The 14,105-nt window shown below is 56.8% G+C and carries 14 protein-coding genes; 2 read left to right on the plus strand and 12 right to left on the minus strand.

Annotation, left to right across the window (positions count from 1 at the left end):
• Positions 1 to 66: 66 nt before the first annotated feature.
• The 9 genes from V1286_RS18845 to V1286_RS38945 form a co-directional block, all read right to left on the minus strand.
• On the minus strand, positions 67 to 1,338 hold the full coding sequence (locus tag V1286_RS18845; RefSeq protein ID WP_334481643.1) for a carboxylate--amine ligase: 1,272 nt from the start codon (positions 1,336 to 1,338) through the stop codon (positions 67 to 69).
• A gap of 5 nt (positions 1,339 to 1,343) precedes the next feature.
• Positions 1,344 to 2,627 (minus strand): NAD(P)-binding domain-containing protein, encoded by a 1,284-nt coding sequence (locus V1286_RS18850; protein ID WP_334481644.1) that lies wholly within the window; start codon positions 2,625 to 2,627, stop codon positions 1,344 to 1,346.
• Positions 2,628 to 2,766: 139 nt separating this feature from the next.
• On the minus strand, positions 2,767 to 3,039 hold the full coding sequence (gene tnpB, locus V1286_RS18855) for an IS66 family insertion sequence element accessory protein TnpB (protein ID WP_334481645.1): 273 nt from the start codon (positions 3,037 to 3,039) through the stop codon (positions 2,767 to 2,769).
• Between the two features lie 151 nt (positions 3,040 to 3,190).
• A complete protein-coding gene (locus tag V1286_RS38940) occupies positions 3,191 to 3,370 on the minus strand; it encodes a transposase (protein WP_417021155.1) in 180 nt (59 codons plus the stop codon).
• A gap of 347 nt (positions 3,371 to 3,717) precedes the next feature.
• Positions 3,718 to 3,900 (minus strand): integrase core domain-containing protein, encoded by a 183-nt coding sequence (locus V1286_RS18860; RefSeq protein ID WP_417021264.1) that lies wholly within the window; start codon positions 3,898 to 3,900, stop codon positions 3,718 to 3,720.
• 16 nt (positions 3,901 to 3,916) lie between these two features.
• Positions 3,917 to 5,746 (minus strand): carbamoyltransferase family protein, encoded by a 1,830-nt coding sequence (locus V1286_RS18865; protein ID WP_334481647.1) that lies wholly within the window; start codon positions 5,744 to 5,746, stop codon positions 3,917 to 3,919.
• A 4-nt stretch (positions 5,747 to 5,750) separates the two neighbouring features.
• Positions 5,751 to 5,903, minus strand: coding sequence for a DUF5989 family protein (locus V1286_RS18870; RefSeq protein WP_417021156.1), 153 nt, complete (start codon positions 5,901 to 5,903; stop codon positions 5,751 to 5,753).
• Complete coding sequence (locus V1286_RS18875; protein WP_334490261.1) at positions 5,903 to 6,532, minus strand: hypothetical protein; 630 nt, start codon at positions 6,530 to 6,532, stop codon at positions 5,903 to 5,905. Before V1286_RS18875 ends, V1286_RS18870 begins: the two co-directional genes overlap by 1 nt.
• A gap of 215 nt (positions 6,533 to 6,747) precedes the next feature.
• Positions 6,748 to 7,026: a hypothetical protein gene (locus V1286_RS38945; RefSeq protein ID WP_417021157.1), complete on the minus strand. Its 279-nt coding sequence runs from the start codon at positions 7,024 to 7,026 to the stop codon at positions 6,748 to 6,750.
• 318 nt (positions 7,027 to 7,344) lie between these two features.
• Here V1286_RS38945 and V1286_RS18885 point away from each other — a divergent pair, with 318 nt between their 5' ends.
• Both V1286_RS18885 and V1286_RS38950 read left to right on the plus strand, forming a co-directional pair.
• Positions 7,345 to 8,532, plus strand: a complete 1,188-nt coding sequence (locus V1286_RS18885; RefSeq protein WP_334481649.1) for a hypothetical protein — start codon at positions 7,345 to 7,347, stop codon at positions 8,530 to 8,532.
• A complete protein-coding gene (locus V1286_RS38950; protein ID WP_417021158.1) occupies positions 8,507 to 8,689 on the plus strand; it encodes a glycosyltransferase in 183 nt (60 codons plus the stop codon). Before V1286_RS18885 ends, V1286_RS38950 begins: the two co-directional genes overlap by 26 nt.
• Positions 8,690 to 9,077: 388 nt before the next feature.
• Here V1286_RS38950 and V1286_RS18890 read toward each other — a convergent pair whose 3' ends face one another.
• From V1286_RS18890 to asnB, 3 genes are all read right to left on the minus strand, one after another.
• Positions 9,078 to 10,457, minus strand: a complete 1,380-nt coding sequence (locus V1286_RS18890) for a hypothetical protein (RefSeq protein ID WP_334481651.1) — start codon at positions 10,455 to 10,457, stop codon at positions 9,078 to 9,080.
• A 135-nt stretch (positions 10,458 to 10,592) separates the two neighbouring features.
• Positions 10,593 to 11,744, minus strand: coding sequence for a glycosyltransferase family 4 protein (locus V1286_RS18895; RefSeq protein WP_334481652.1), 1,152 nt, complete (start codon positions 11,742 to 11,744; stop codon positions 10,593 to 10,595).
• 40 nt (positions 11,745 to 11,784) lie between these two features.
• Positions 11,785 to 13,770, minus strand: coding sequence for an asparagine synthase (glutamine-hydrolyzing) (gene asnB, locus V1286_RS18900; RefSeq protein ID WP_334481654.1), 1,986 nt, complete (start codon positions 13,768 to 13,770; stop codon positions 11,785 to 11,787).
• Positions 13,771 to 14,105: the final 335 nt, after the last annotated feature.

Below are 14,105 nucleotides of genomic sequence, written 5' to 3' on the forward strand. Positions count from 1 at the left end.
CGATGCAATCTTGCTCAAGTCTAACAGGGAGATGATGCGTCATCTAACGGGATGCGTTCTTTGGATTTAGCAGCGCTCGGGTTGCGACTTCCGGAACGGAAAATGCAGAACTCGCACCGCTATTGCGACGCTTGCCATGGCAAGGCGTATCCAAATCATGATGAAGGGAACAGGATCATTCCATCTGAGCCAGGCAAATTCCTTGGTCCCCCTGAATGATCGCCACCAATCTCTGACCGATAGTTCTCGACGCAAGAGGTGGTGGATGCTGGTCAGGCAATCATGGGGCTCGACAACGAACACTCGCCCATCGGTCTGCGGAGACCTCTGCACGGACTGACCCGTAAGATCACGATAAAGCGCCCTCGCGACATCAATTCCCTCGCCATCCTCGAACAATCGAAACTGAGCGCCGACCCGCGGGTTGAAATCCAGAAGCTTGTATTGGCCGTCTCGTTTATCGAATCGATAGTCGACATCCATTATGCCGACATAAGGAATGGCTTTGACCAGCGCCTCGGCCTGCCGGAGGAGCGCGGGGTTGGTGACAGATCTGGCCAACGTGGCAGAACCCAAGTGTGGCGGAAAGGAGCGTAATTTCCTGCCTGCGAAGGCAGCTAGACACTCCGAAGTCGAGCTGCAATATCCGTTGAAAAGCCAATCCTCGCCGTCAGGAATGTGTTCCTGGATCAGCAGGTTGGAACGGACCTGTTCTTCTGACCGGCGGTAGAGATCGAGAAGCTCCTTCGGGGAGTAGACGATAGACGTTTTGACATTTGGCTTAAGCCATGGCTTCGCTGGCTTGACCACCACCGGGAAAGCTGCAGCGTCGATATATTCATAAATCTCCGAAATCGTGTTGGGCGATATGGCTCGAGGATACGGTACCCCGAGCTGCCTGCACAGAGCCTGCAGGCGTGATTTGTCGGCCAAGCTCCGGGGAATGTCTGATCGTACTTCCGGAAACAAAAACCACTGCCGCAATGTGAGAGCCTCTTCTGCGATCAAGATCGCCCCGGCATCATCTGTAGGAATGAGGATGGTGGGCTGTTTCAGCTGTCGCCCAATTCTTTCCAGCCCCTCGAGCAGCCGCGATCTTGGCAGATCGCGCGTGTCCCAGACGAATTTTCCTTTCAGATATTTGGAAACGGCCGCTGGTGCGAAGCGATCCTCAATAACTGTAAATACTGGAACGCCGAGGCTCCCCAGGCTTCGAATGATACCGAGGCCGCCATGGTGCAAGGCATAGTGGCCCGTCTTCAGGATGAGTACCGGGAACGGCGACGAACCCTCGGTCGCGCTCTCCGTTCGACTTGGCAAGAGATTCGCGCTCGCCATTTGTCTCAACAAGCGGTTCGGTTGCGTGCGGAAGCAAGGCCGACGGAAACGGACGACGGAGAACGGCGTTGTTCACGGGCAATATCGTCGGAGATACACCGGGCCGCATAGTCGGTGCCGCATAAGAACCGCATCACCGGTCCGAAATTATACGCACTCGCTATGCCTGCGAAATAGAGGCCCGGGATCGAGGACTCGAAGCCAGGCGACAACGAGGGAGCCTGTTGCACGCAGCGCAACCCAGATTTTAGCCTCTCAGCTAGAAATGGGAGTGATCCAACATTAAAGCGATACCCGGTCGCAGCAATGACGTGGTCGGCGGTCAAATGGCGGGGCATGCCATCTGAGCCCTTGACGTGCAGCACCGCCTTGCTTCCGCTCGTTTCGGCTCCCAGCACGCTGTGACCGAGCAGTATCGGTACATGACCCACGATCCGCTCTTTGAGCCACCACGAACCTGCCGGGCCAAGCAGCTCTAGAGATGTGCGGCGACCTTGTCCGTACGTCCGCACCACACCGACGCGTATTTGCTCGGGCAGATGATAGAACATCATCGGGGCGGTCGCGCAGAACCACAATTTAAGCCCGTTTCCCATCGGCGACGCTGGCCGGCGCACCCGTTGCCATAAAGATCGCGGCCCTGGTGTTGGGCCATCATGCCACTCGATTGACGAGCGCCGCACGAGGAGCCTTACTGTCGCTTGCCTTTCGTTTAGGAGAGCCGCCGTCTCGAGCGCCGATTGACCGCTGCCGATGACGACCACCTCGCGTCCTTTGAATTTGCCTAGATCGTAGTGGTCGCTGCTGTGCGACAGGAATTCTGCAGGCAATCTCGCCAGCTCAGCGGGGATGTATTCGGCGTTCGACAGGCCCGTCGCGACAACCACCTTTTTGGCTCTTACTTCTTCACCTGTGGCCAGTCGCATCTGAAACTTGTCGGCCTGTCGATCCAGCATCGTGACTGATACATCTTCAACCATGGGAACGAGCCGCTGCTGAAACGACATGGCGTATCGGGTAAATGTCTCGAGCGATACACGTTCACCCTCGTAGGGCAACGCTGCCTCGTGACAGAACTGCTGCAGGGTACAACGCCCGAACGGATCGGCGAGGTTCGAAGCAAATCCTTCAGACTTGAGGAACATGCCCGCCGGCATTTGCGTCCGCCAGCGGTTCATTGGTGAGCCAAAGATACGGAACTCCACTCCGAGAGACCGCAAGTAGGCCGCGGTTGAGACGCCAAACGGCCCTGCACCGATGACGGCTACCGGAAGATCAAATTCGCCCATCACTTACCCTCCGGTTATAATGGTGCTGGGTAAGGCACTTCTTTGGCGCGATTATAAGCAAGAGGGTTATAAGAGCACTTCGATCGAATTCAACCGGGGCGTAGTGACTACTCAACTGTGAGTACTTGGCCTTGTTAAGCTAGGCGGAGAGCCGCATCACACCATCGCTGATCGGCGGCCAGCGGAACGCGTTATGTTCCAGACGTTTCCACAGCAGCACCAGGCCGGACCCGTCCCAGGCCAAAATCTTCAAGCGGTTCGCTTGCTTCGAACGGAAGACAAAAATCGTTCCCGAGAACGGATCATGGCGGAGTTGCTCGCGCACCAGCGCGGCGAGACCGTCGGCACCTTTACGGAACTCCACCGGCTTCGTCGCGACCATGACCTTCACACCCGCCGAAGCCGCGATCATGTGGCCGCCCTCACGGCCCGCAGCACATCGCGCAGCCACGCCGGGTCGACCCCGACCGCCACGCGAACCACCGCACCGCCAATCTCGATGCTGATCGTTGTCGAGCTCCGTGCTGCCGCTTCCGTGCCCGGCCCAGCGCTACGCAGCTCCGTCACCACCGGAACGAAGAGTGGCGCCTCGTCGGCCGGCAGGCTGAGCAGCCGGCACGCGCCGTCTTGCGCCACACGAAAAGATGTTGCAGCGAGATGCCGTGCCGGCGTGCCACCTCCGATACGACCGCGCCCGGCGCATACGACTCCGCCACGATCCGCCCTTGACCTCGTCGCTCCACCGGCGACGACGTCCCGCACCGACCTGGATATCCACCCGGCCCCGCGGCTTCGAAGCGTCAACCATATATGCAAACCGTACTGTATGTGACGGCTCGTATCTTGCCGGTCAGTTCGCACCCGACAAGGTGGCGGCAGAGAACCTCTATCGATCTTTCGACGGCGCATCGACATAGATCTTGTAGTTCTTGTCGGTGGGCGCCGACCTCGATACAGGCAAACAGATCTTCGGGATGCGCCTCAGCTGACAAGGCGGCCTTCAGCGGACGCATACTGTCAGACATATGTTCGCTCACATGAGATCCTGGGACAAATCAACCAGGAGATTCTCTGAATCGAACATCATCCGCTATGTGAGGTGAGCTGAGCCCGCGGCATAGCGCAGCGCCCCGCCCCGTTGCGGCCCAGGAGCGCTGCGATTGGCGTATTCAGTCGGTGTGAGGTTGCCCAGGGCACTGTGTGGCCGGGCGTTGTTGTAGTCGTCCTTCCAGGTCGCCAGCACAGCTCGAACCTGCGCGAGCGAGGTGAACAGCCGTCACCTCGGGCGCCTAGTCCAGTTCAAGAGCCGAGCTATAGTCCTGTTTGAGCGCAGGATTTTGCTCCGGCTTCCTAAGCACGCAATTGCCCACAACCAGCAAATCGAGCTCGTTGCCCATGAAGCAGCGGAACGCGTCCTCCGGTGTGCAGACGATCGGCTCGCCGCGTACGTTGAAAGAGGTGTTGACCAGCACCGGGCATCCTGTGAGCCATTTGAATTCGGTGAGCAGCCGGTGGAACTTGGGATTGGTGTCGCGGCTCACCGTCTGGATGCGCGCGGAATAGTCGATATGGGTCACGGCCGGAATTTCCGAGCGCGACACGTTGAGCTTGTCGATGCCGAACAGCGCCTGCTCGTCCGCGCTCATCGCGCGCCGCTTGTCCTTAAGGACGTCGGCGACGATCAGCATATAGGGACTGTCGGAGTCGAGCTCGAACCAGTCCGCGACGTCCTCCCGTAACACCGCGGGCGCGAAGGGCCGAAAGCTCTCGCGATATTTGACCTTCAGGTTGAGGTTCTTCTGCATGGTTGGTGAGCGGGGATCGCCGAGGATCGAGCGCGCGCCAAGCGAGCGCGGGCCGAATTCCATGCGGCCCTGGAACCAGCCAACCGCGAGCTGGTTGGCAAGCGCCTTTGCGGTGGTCTCGATGACAGTATCTTCGGACAGCACGTCAAAGCGCGCGCCCACCTCCTTCAGCCTGCGCTCGATTTCGCTTTGTGAGTATTGAGGCCCGAGGAACGCGCCCGACATGCCGTCGGACGACGCAAGAATGCGTGGGTTGCCCTTGAACTGGTGATAGGCGGCGAGCGCCGCCCCAACCGCCCCTCCGGCGTCACCCGCCGCCGGCTGGATCCAGATTTTGTCGAACTTGCCGTCGCGCATCACCTTGCCATTGGCGACGCAGTTCAGCGCCACGCCGCCGGCAAGACACAAATTGCGCGCACCGGTCTTCTTCGCAAGGCTCCGCGTCAGGCGCAGCACCGCCTCATCAAGTACGGCCTGGATAGAAGCCGCGACATCCATGTGAAACGGAGTCAGCAATTTGTCGGGCGTGCGCACCGGCGCGCCAAACAGCTTTGCGAACCGCTCATTGGTCATGGTGAGCCCGGTGCAATAGTCGAAATAGGACATGTCGAGCCGGAACGAGCCATCCGGCTTGAGGTCAATAAGATGGTCCAGAATCAGCTTGGCGTATTTCGGCTCGCCATAGGGGGCGAGCCCCATCACCTTGTACTCGCCGGAATTGACCTTAAAGCCGGTGTAATAGGTGAGCGCGGAATAGAGCAGTCCCAGCGAATGGGGAAAGTGAATCTCCTGAAAGATTTCGAGCTTGTTGCCCTCGCCAATCGCAGCCGACGTCGTCGCCCATTCGCCGACGCCGTCCATGGTCAGCACCACCGCCTTCTCGAACGGCGATGGAAAAAAGGCTGACGCCGCGTGGCTCAGATGATGCTCGGTGAAAAGCAATTTGTCGGACGAAATTTCTTCGTCAAATGGCTTCAATTGCTTGCGTAGCAGGCTCTTTTGAAACAGCTTTTCCTTAAGCCAGAGCGGGATCGCCATCTTGAAGGAAGAAAACCCCTTTGGCGCCATCGCGATGTAGGTCTCGAGCAGCCGTTCGAATTTCAGGAACGGCTTGTCGTAAAAGGCGATGTGCTCGATCTCGGAGAGCTTTGCGCCGGCGGCATCCAGGCAATAGCCGACCGCGTTGCGCGGAAACGAGGCATCGTGCTTCTTGCGCGTAAAGCGTTCCTCCTGCGCGGCCGCGACGATGCGGCCGTCCTCGACCAGCGCGGCGGCGCTGTCGTGATAGAATGCGGAGATGCCGAGGGTGCGCATACCCTTAGAAAACCGTGTAGATGAACGGCGCGAACACCGTGCCCTGGGTCAGCACGATAAGGCCGCCGAACGCCACCATCATTACGAAGATCGGCAGCAGCCAGAATTTCTTTCGCACGCGCATGAAGCGCCACAGCTCGGCAAGAAAATCTATCATCAGAACTGATCCCTCATGGTTTCAGGCTGAGGCCCCGGCGGGCGCGCGATCCAGTAGGTGTCGGAAGCCGGTTCCCGCTTCAGCCGCAACAGGTCCCTGCCCCGCATGCGCATGATCAGGCCCGTGGGCAGGATCGTGCCGAACAACAACAGTCCCATCACGATAGGGTTGACGATCTTGGCCAGGACGAGACCGAGCATCATCCACAGAACATTGAGCGGATGAAGCCAGGAGGGCTTGAGCCAGCCCGCCGCCGCAAACAGCATGGCGGCCAGCAGCATCCAGGGCCACAGCCGGCCATGATGCCAGCCGTTCAAGAGGCTTAAAACGGCCAAAGCTGCTGCCATCACAAGGCCAAACGTCCGGTCCGATCCGGGGAGCGCCGCTTCGTCCCGGACAAAGTTCTCGTGGGTTGACTGCTTCATTCGACCGTCGAAAGAAAGCGCTGACCGTGCGTCCTCGAGATAACTGTCCCAAAACTTCGCCGGCACGTCCTCGCTTCGCCATGCCCGCTTTGCGGCGGTGGTCGATTGATCCGAAAGCCTTGATTGCTGAGACTCGTAAATCCGACGAGCAGCTTCCTCGACAATGCGGTCACTGAGAATGCGGTCACTGAGCCATTCACTCACGAAAACCTCGCACTCACTAAAACCTCGTCCGTTCCTACTATGTTGCGTAAGCCCAGAGGCGACAGCAAGGAAGCTAACGGGGTACCCCCTGGGGCTGGGCGCCGTTTTGGCATGCGGTTTTCGCGATAGCGGCCGTCCGGGTCGTTTCGCCGAATGGTCAGACCTCGGGCACAGCCGGCCTTGGGTCGCCGCGCGCCAACCAGCGCCGATCCGGTTCACCGCCAGAGACGCATCGCGTCGTCGGCGATCGAGGACGGCAGGGTCTGGTTGAAGAACGCGCCGACCATGTTGTAGCGGAAGGCCTGCAGGTCGGTGAGCGGCGCATCGCACGAGGCGGAGGTCTCGCGCCAGCGTAGTGCGCCCTGAGTCAGTTCAAAGGTCGCGACGTCGTCGTCGGCGCAGGACAGTCGGCTCCAGAGACTGCAGCTCTGTTGAACGAGACGCAGGCAAAGGTAAGCGTATTCGTACGTGAGCCATCGATTGATTGGAATCACACTCCTTCACCTGATCCGCGATCACTCTGGCAGCGGACGCGCCGACCAGCCTCGGCGCTGGGAGCCGGGCTTGAAACGTGGTTCTGCGCAAATGGCCCGATGCTGTTTTACCACCTAGCTCAACGAACACGTCTCAGCATGGTGCGCCGCCTGTCTTGCGCATCCTTAACGAGTAGTCCCAAAGTGTTAACCCAAGCCGCTGGGCGTCCCTCACCTTGGGTATCGTCGCTCGCCTCAGCGTAGGGGTACGATTGCCGATAGATCGCTTATCAATGGGACATGAGTTCACACGATCCACCGGACATAGAAGGAGGGGCAGTGAAAACCAAAGAGATTCTACTAGGCGGCACAACAGTTGCAATTGCTGTTATTGGCTTTCTGGCGGTAGCGGAATGTGTTCTTCGCTTCCTTCCTGTTGCGGCCAATCCACTTGTCGTTCCAGTCACGCGAATCGATCCAGTGTTTCACTTCACGCCTAACCGTTCGTTTGTCTACTCCAAGGACTGGGACCTAACCATGGTCAATTATGGCCGTACCAATAACGCTGGATGGGTGAACAAGCTCGACTATCGAGAAGATGACCCACTGCCGCTGATCGGTGTCATCGGGGACTCATACATCGAAGCCCTAGCTGTCCCGTCCGATAGTACCGCGCAAGGCCATCTATCTGAATCCCTCAAGGGAAAACTTCGAGTTTACAGTTTTGCCGCATCAGGTGCGCCTCTGAGTCAATACCTTGTCTGGGCTGCGCATGCAGCTCGAGAATACAAAGCGAAGGCGTTGATCATAAACGTTGTTTCGAACGACTATGATGAAAGTCACTTGAGCTATAGTCGACAGGTCCCCGGTTTCTGGATTTACGCCCCAGAGACAAGCGAGCAACTCCGTTTGCAATTGCTCGAGTTTCACGTGGGAGCAATTCGGTCTGTTCTAAAGATGAGTGCCCTTGCACGGTACCTCTTCCTTAATTTGCAAATTAAGGAGACGCTATCGAATGCGCAATGGCTCCGAGCCTTTGTTGTTATTGATAGTCCCACAAAAGTTTATGCAGGTAATACGGATGCTAGTCCGGATCCGGCGCGAATAGAGGCGTCTATTGCAGCGATCAACGCGTTCTTTCGGGATCTGCCGAAATATACTGGCCTCCAACCAGACCGCATTACGTTTACGATGGACGGGTTCCGATATCCGGATGCAGCGAACGCTGGTAAAGGAAGCTACTTTGATGTCATGAGGACTGTGTTTCGCAAGACGGCGGAAACGTTGGGCTACGAAGTGATTGACATGGATCCCCTGTTCTTTGCCGATTTTCAGCTTCACGGTGGTCGGTTTGAGTATCCAAGAGATGCTCATTGGAATCCGACAGCCCATGCCCTGGTCGCGAAAGCGATACTATCCTCGAGACTCATTGGTCGGCTTCAATGCACTCTGGACAATTCGTGCGAGGGCGGCCGCGGTTTTCGCCGAACTCCCTCAGGTCGTGCGACCTTACACGAGCCCTTTTGACGTTAGCGTCCTCTGTAGTCTCTACGAAGCGGCGCCCCTTGCCGCATTGGAAATGATAGCAATGAGTCTGCCAATCGTTGTCAGCAACGCCGGCTGTGCTGCCGAAATGGTCCTTCGGCGACGACCAGTCTCAACAACCTCGAACCGTTCAATCTGAGTACTGCACTTATTGCCGTCCATAAGGACTGTTGCACAGCACTCGGCTTAACCCGACAAGGCGGCCGTCACCGGAGGGAGACGGTGAGCTACGCGCTTACAATATTACAGCAAACTATCGGGTTTTCCAGTGACTGGTGAACCCGCAAGGATGCCCCTTAGGCGTATCGCTTCGGCGAAGGCAGCCTTGCGGAGTGTGACGTAGAGTGAAGACTTAGGCGTATGACTGACCATACGCCTATGTCGAAGGTCTCCCGGCTGGAAGTAGTGGCAACGGGCGCTCGCCTGTGTTGCTCACTGGAAGAAAAACAGCGGATCGTTGCCAAGAGTTACGGCGGCCACGCTTGGTATCGGTAACGGCTCGGCGCAATGGGTTGTCCGCAAGCCAATCATTCACGTGGCGCCGGTTGCCTCGCGAGATACCGCAACCGCGCCAAGTTGATCATCATCGCAATGATCGGAAATGCATACATGTTTTCAATTGTTGGAAGGATGTCACGCCCAGTCGCCATACTAATCCCACAACCAAAGATGCTCGCGAACAGAGCCCAATATAGGTCACTATTCAACCTTCGCCCAACTCGCCAGGCGGTAGCTGTTCCAACGATAAGGAAAACTAGAAGCACACCGGTTAAAATCACCCCGCAATCAAGAAAGAATTCGATAATTGCATTATGCGCTACGCTGGCCTGTATCAGGGTTCCTGTGTCCCAAAGTTGGCTCGTCGCCATTCCGTAGCGACCAGCGCCAAACAGGAACAGGCCGATATTGCTCGTCCATTCCTCTAGTAGCGGAAGCCAAATGTAATCAACTCGGCCCGTCAGCAAGGCATCGGCCGAGACGCCGGAACTGCTACCCAACCCGATCGAAAGAAGAGCGTTAACGGTTGGTCCGATCCACACCAACGATGTGACGCCAGCCGCCGCAGCACCAAGAACTAAAATGACAAACCTGCGCCGCAGGATCAGAAACAGGGAACACGAAGCTGCTACTGTGACAAGCGCGCCTCGTGACTCGAGGAGAAGAACCGCCAGGAGCGATAGACACAGGGGTGCGATCCAGAGACCGCCGCGCGTAAGAGCTCGATAGAGCAACAAGGGTACAGTAGAAATGTACATGCTTCCAATCACATTGTAATGGGTCCCCAAATACGCTGTGCACAACTGGGCCATTTCGCGCCGGTCGCTATCAGTTATTCCGCTCGCGTGACCTGAAAGCAGAACGGACGGATTCATCAGCACGAGCGCGACAAAAGCGATTGATAGCAATAGTATCGAAAGGCAGATCACCGTCGTGATCCTCTCGAGCTCCTGAAAGGAGCACATCCGCTTAAGGGTAAACAGGAAGGATAGAGTGTAAAAGGTCGGCACAATGCAAGCCGATAGTACAAAGTCAAAGTAGGACTCTGGAAATGAATCAGGGAAGCGACTATGCAAAAGGGGCGCATTTGGAACTGATCGAATGTGGGCGATGGCAAGAGTTGCGAAGTACAGGAGAAAAATTCTGATGGATGTTCGTTCGATTTTGTCGCTCGCATGTAGGAGCGCAGTGTCGAACACCAGATAAGCCAAGACTATTGCTGCTAATAAGTTGAAGGGTTTAAACCCCTGGATGCCGAACAAATTGTCCGTCAGAAATGGCACGCGCTGGAAGGGCCACATGAAAATGAACAACAGAAAGAAAAAGGCGCCGGTGCCAGCTTGCGCGACCGAATGCGGCAACGTGAGATGATAAGGCGCTCGGCCGCTATGGCTTAAAGATGCACTCATCGACCTATCGAATTTGGTTGATCTACTCTAAACGTACCGAGAGCAATCCAACCGCCGGAGCTCTCCGCGCGATCACATGCTTCTCCATCTGCTTGATCGAACCAGGCGTTGTCACAAAGGTTCGAGTGGGCCATTTCAAAGTGGTTGCCCCGGGTGTTTTGACTTAGCGACGAGAGGCGTTAAAGCCGCAATTAACTCGCGAGCTTTTGCCGTCGGCGAGTGATTGGCCTTAACATAGATCTGACATCGTTGAGCGAGCGCGTTGTATTCATTTGCGTCCATGTCCCAGAACATCTTCACGGATTTGGAAAGTGCCAACTCGTCCTCAGCCGATGCGCCAAGGCTATGACGCAGGACGATCGAGTCCGGATCGACTTGCCGGCGCGTTATGACAGGTGTGCCCACGGCGAAAGCTTCCAGGAACACGTTCGAGAAGCCTTCGAAATCCGATGTGGAGAGAAGCATCGTCGCTTCCGATAGAAATTGTTGAACGTCTGCCCGCCGGACAAGGCCAACCAGTTCCACGTTTGGCAGATGGCGCAGGCCATTCACGGCGTCCAGCGTCGATTGATCAACCTGTCGCTCTGGCATCCCCCCCACGCGGAATTTGACGGCCGGAAATTCCTGGGCGATTCGAAAAAGCAGTGGCAAATTCTTTCCATGGCGGAAAACACCAAGCCAGGCGACATATCTGCGTTCTGCGCGCAGCAAAGGAGCGGGCGCGTCCTCTGCTACGACAACGGCATTATGAAGGACGTGTATAGGCGTGCCCGGAAACAGCGCTGCCAATTTTTCGCGTTGATATTCATTTTGACAAAGAAATGCCGCTGTTCGATGCCGAGCCCAAGAATACGCTAACCATTCATAAAATCGAAGCCCGACTTTGCATCGTTCATCGACGTTCATGTCGCTGACAACGCGGTGAACGAACGGAATCCCTAGTTGGCCGGCGACGAAAGCCATGATGGCGGTATGGACCCCACATACGCCTTGGATCATGATATCTGGATGATAGGCGCGGGCGGCTGCCAATATTTTTGGAATATATGAGTAGAAATACTTCGCAACCCGCACCCCATGTTCGGGATCATAGGTTTCGATGAGTTTGATTTGCTGGCCCGAACCTACATGGGCCAAAGCACCCTTCCAGGTAAGGAGAGCGGCTTCGTGACCGGCGTTTTCAAGCGCGCGAAGCCATATTGAAAGTTGGACGGCCCAGCCGCCGATCGGATAGTTATCATCCTTCAATAGATAGGGAATGGAAAAATCTATCGAGAGAATTCGCATCTGAGACCCCGAGCTTCGTGGGACCGCCATCGCCATATCTTCAATTCAAAAGGGATGCCAAGCGTCTTGTTCCGGTGTCAGCCACTGACGCATCGCCCCACCGACGATGCCACGCCTGAAACATAAGAACATTCCAAATGAGGAAATACCGCTCATTATTCCCGCTCAAGAATTCGACCCAGAGCGAGCGAATGCCCTCGACGTCAAAAATATCATCGGCGCTCAGGCTAGCCTCGTTCATCAGGTCTTCGGCCCAATCGCGCAACGGACCGCGCAACCAGTCTGCGAGCGGAACCCCGAACCCCATTTTCGGACGCTCAACCAGACGATCGGGCACATGGCGGGCAAGAACACACCGGAGCAAATGTTTGGGGCGCCGGGCACGCGCGTTCTGAAATGACGGCAGCTTCCAGACCCATTCGACCAGGCGATGGTCGAGGAGCGGAACACGCACCTCAAGAGCGACAGCCATAGAGGCGCGATCAACCTTAGTCAGGATGTCATCGGGCAAATACGTGCACATGTCCAGGTAGCGCATACGGTCCACCGGACCTGGCAAAAGGGCCTCGAGGTTTTGACCCCAGCAGGCCGTCCGCACCTCTTGTGCCCCATTTACAAGACTGTCTGGGTTCGGGTGATGCGAGGCAACAATTTGATGGTACATGGAATCGATCGATGGAAATGAAAGAATTTGCGCCAACCGATGGGCCTTTTGGCCGACCCGTGGCACGCGCCGAAGGTATGGCACATAGCGCGCTATCCTATCGAAGGCGCTAGGCGGCACAGCGCGAATGCTTGAAGACGCGAGGCGGCGGAACGCAAGCGGCATCTTCGCACTCGGTCGCCAAACGTTCTGCGCCCATTGATACCGGTTGTACCCGGAAAACAATTCGTCTCCACCATCTCCCGACAGAGCCACCTTGACGCGTTTTCGCGTCAACGCGGAAACAATATGGGTCGGGATCTGGGAGGGGTCGGCGAATGGCTCATCATACATCTCGGCCAACTTCGGCACCACATCGAGAGCGTCAGCGCCGCCAACGGGAAATGTTGTATGGTCGGTCCCAAGATGTCGCGCAACAGCCTCAGCGTGTTTCGCTTCGTCGAATGCCGCGTTCTCAAAGCTGATGGTAAACGTCCTGACTGGTCTCAGAGAAGATTTCTGCATCAGTGCGACGACAGTAGATGAGTCATAGCCGCCCGACAGAAAGGCGCCAAGCGGAACATCCGCTATCATGCGGCGCGATACTGCATCATGCAGCAACGCCTCGAGCTCGTCGACCAGTCCCTCTTCGTCGGCTCGAAGCGTATTCCGTTGCCCCTGCGAAACAACACTGGCCAGATCCCAGTACGTGCCCACTTCGGCGCCGCCGCCGCCCGCAATTTTGACGAACCCGGCGGGCGGCAGTTTGTAGACACCTTCATAGATCGTGAATGGACCTGGCACATAACCATGCCGAAGAAAGGCAGTGATCGCTCCACGATTGAGACTTGGCTTCCAACCGGGATGAGCGCGCAGCGCCTTCAACTCTGATCCGAACAAAACTAGTCCATCGAAAATCGCCCAATAAAGCGGCTTTTCGCCCATTCGATCACGAGCTAGGAACAGTTGACGCTCTCCGGCGTCCCACGCTGCAATTGCGAACATCCCGTTCAAACGGGCGATGGTCGATTTGACGCCCCATTGGGCGAATCCTTCGACAATAACTTCTGTATCTGAATGCCCTCGAAACCGGACTCCGCAACGCTCCAATTCGGCCTTCAGTTCTCGGAAATTATACACTTCACCGTTGAACGTAATTGTATATTGGCCGTTGGCCGAGACCATTGGTTGATGTCCCATCGAGGACAAGTCGATAATTGCCAGGCGACGCTGCCCGAAGGCAATGCTGGCCTGCTCGCTTAACCAAACTCCGCTGTCGTCCGGCCCGCGGTGGCTCAGGGTTTGCGTCATTGCAGACGCCCGCCTTTTCAGATCTTGCAGGCTGCAACCATTACGCTCCCAAATACCGGAAATTCCGCACATGCTTGAAAAGAGCTCCCTAATGAGAGGACGTCAACGCATGGCGTCCAAACTCACACCCTGGCAGCATAGTATTTTGAACCGGTCCGCGGCTCGACCCTTTCGGATTACCTATTCTCGAGCGCAGGAGAAGCCCAGAGCAGCAGATTCGCGGAATGGGGTACGCGCTAAGCCGGGACGTCGATCGGCATGGAGAGCTCTGGATCGCCGAGCGAGGGAAGTGGTTCTCCGCCGAACACACCACCTATCACACTGGAGGCCTTGCCCTACAACCCGCCCTCTTCGAACAGATCGAAGTCTCCCCGATGCCGCCCGCTGTAACGCCGATCTTACCTTAC

The organism is Bradyrhizobium algeriense (assembly GCF_036924595.1).
GTDB classification, from domain to species: domain Bacteria; phylum Pseudomonadota; class Alphaproteobacteria; order Rhizobiales; family Xanthobacteraceae; genus Bradyrhizobium; species Bradyrhizobium algeriense.

What these genes read in the sequence shown, in the direction of transcription:
- V1286_RS18895 (WP_334481652.1), bottom strand. Translation starts at nt 11,744, where the DNA reads ATGCGAATTCTCTCGATAGATTTTTCCATTCCCTATCTATTGAAGGAT.
- tnpB (WP_334481645.1), bottom strand. Translation starts at nt 3,039, where the DNA reads ATGATCGCGGCTTCGGCGGGTGTGAAGGTCATGGTCGCGACGAAGCCG.
- asnB (WP_334481654.1), bottom strand. Translation starts at nt 13,770, where the DNA reads ATGTGCGGAATTTCCGGTATTTGGGAGCGTAATGGTTGCAGCCTGCAA.
- V1286_RS18870 (WP_417021156.1), bottom strand. Translation starts at nt 5,903, where the DNA reads ATGATAGATTTTCTTGCCGAGCTGTGGCGCTTCATGCGCGTGCGAAAG.
- V1286_RS18890 (WP_334481651.1), bottom strand. Translation starts at nt 10,457, where the DNA reads ATGAGTGCATCTTTAAGCCATAGCGGCCGAGCGCCTTATCATCTCACG.
- V1286_RS18865 (WP_334481647.1), bottom strand. Translation starts at nt 5,746, where the DNA reads ATGCGCACCCTCGGCATCTCCGCATTCTATCACGACAGCGCCGCCGCG.
- V1286_RS18850 (WP_334481644.1), bottom strand. Translation starts at nt 2,627, where the DNA reads ATGGGCGAATTTGATCTTCCGGTAGCCGTCATCGGTGCAGGGCCGTTT.
- V1286_RS18845 (WP_334481643.1), bottom strand. Translation starts at nt 1,338, where the DNA reads ATGGCGAGCGCGAATCTCTTGCCAAGTCGAACGGAGAGCGCGACCGAG.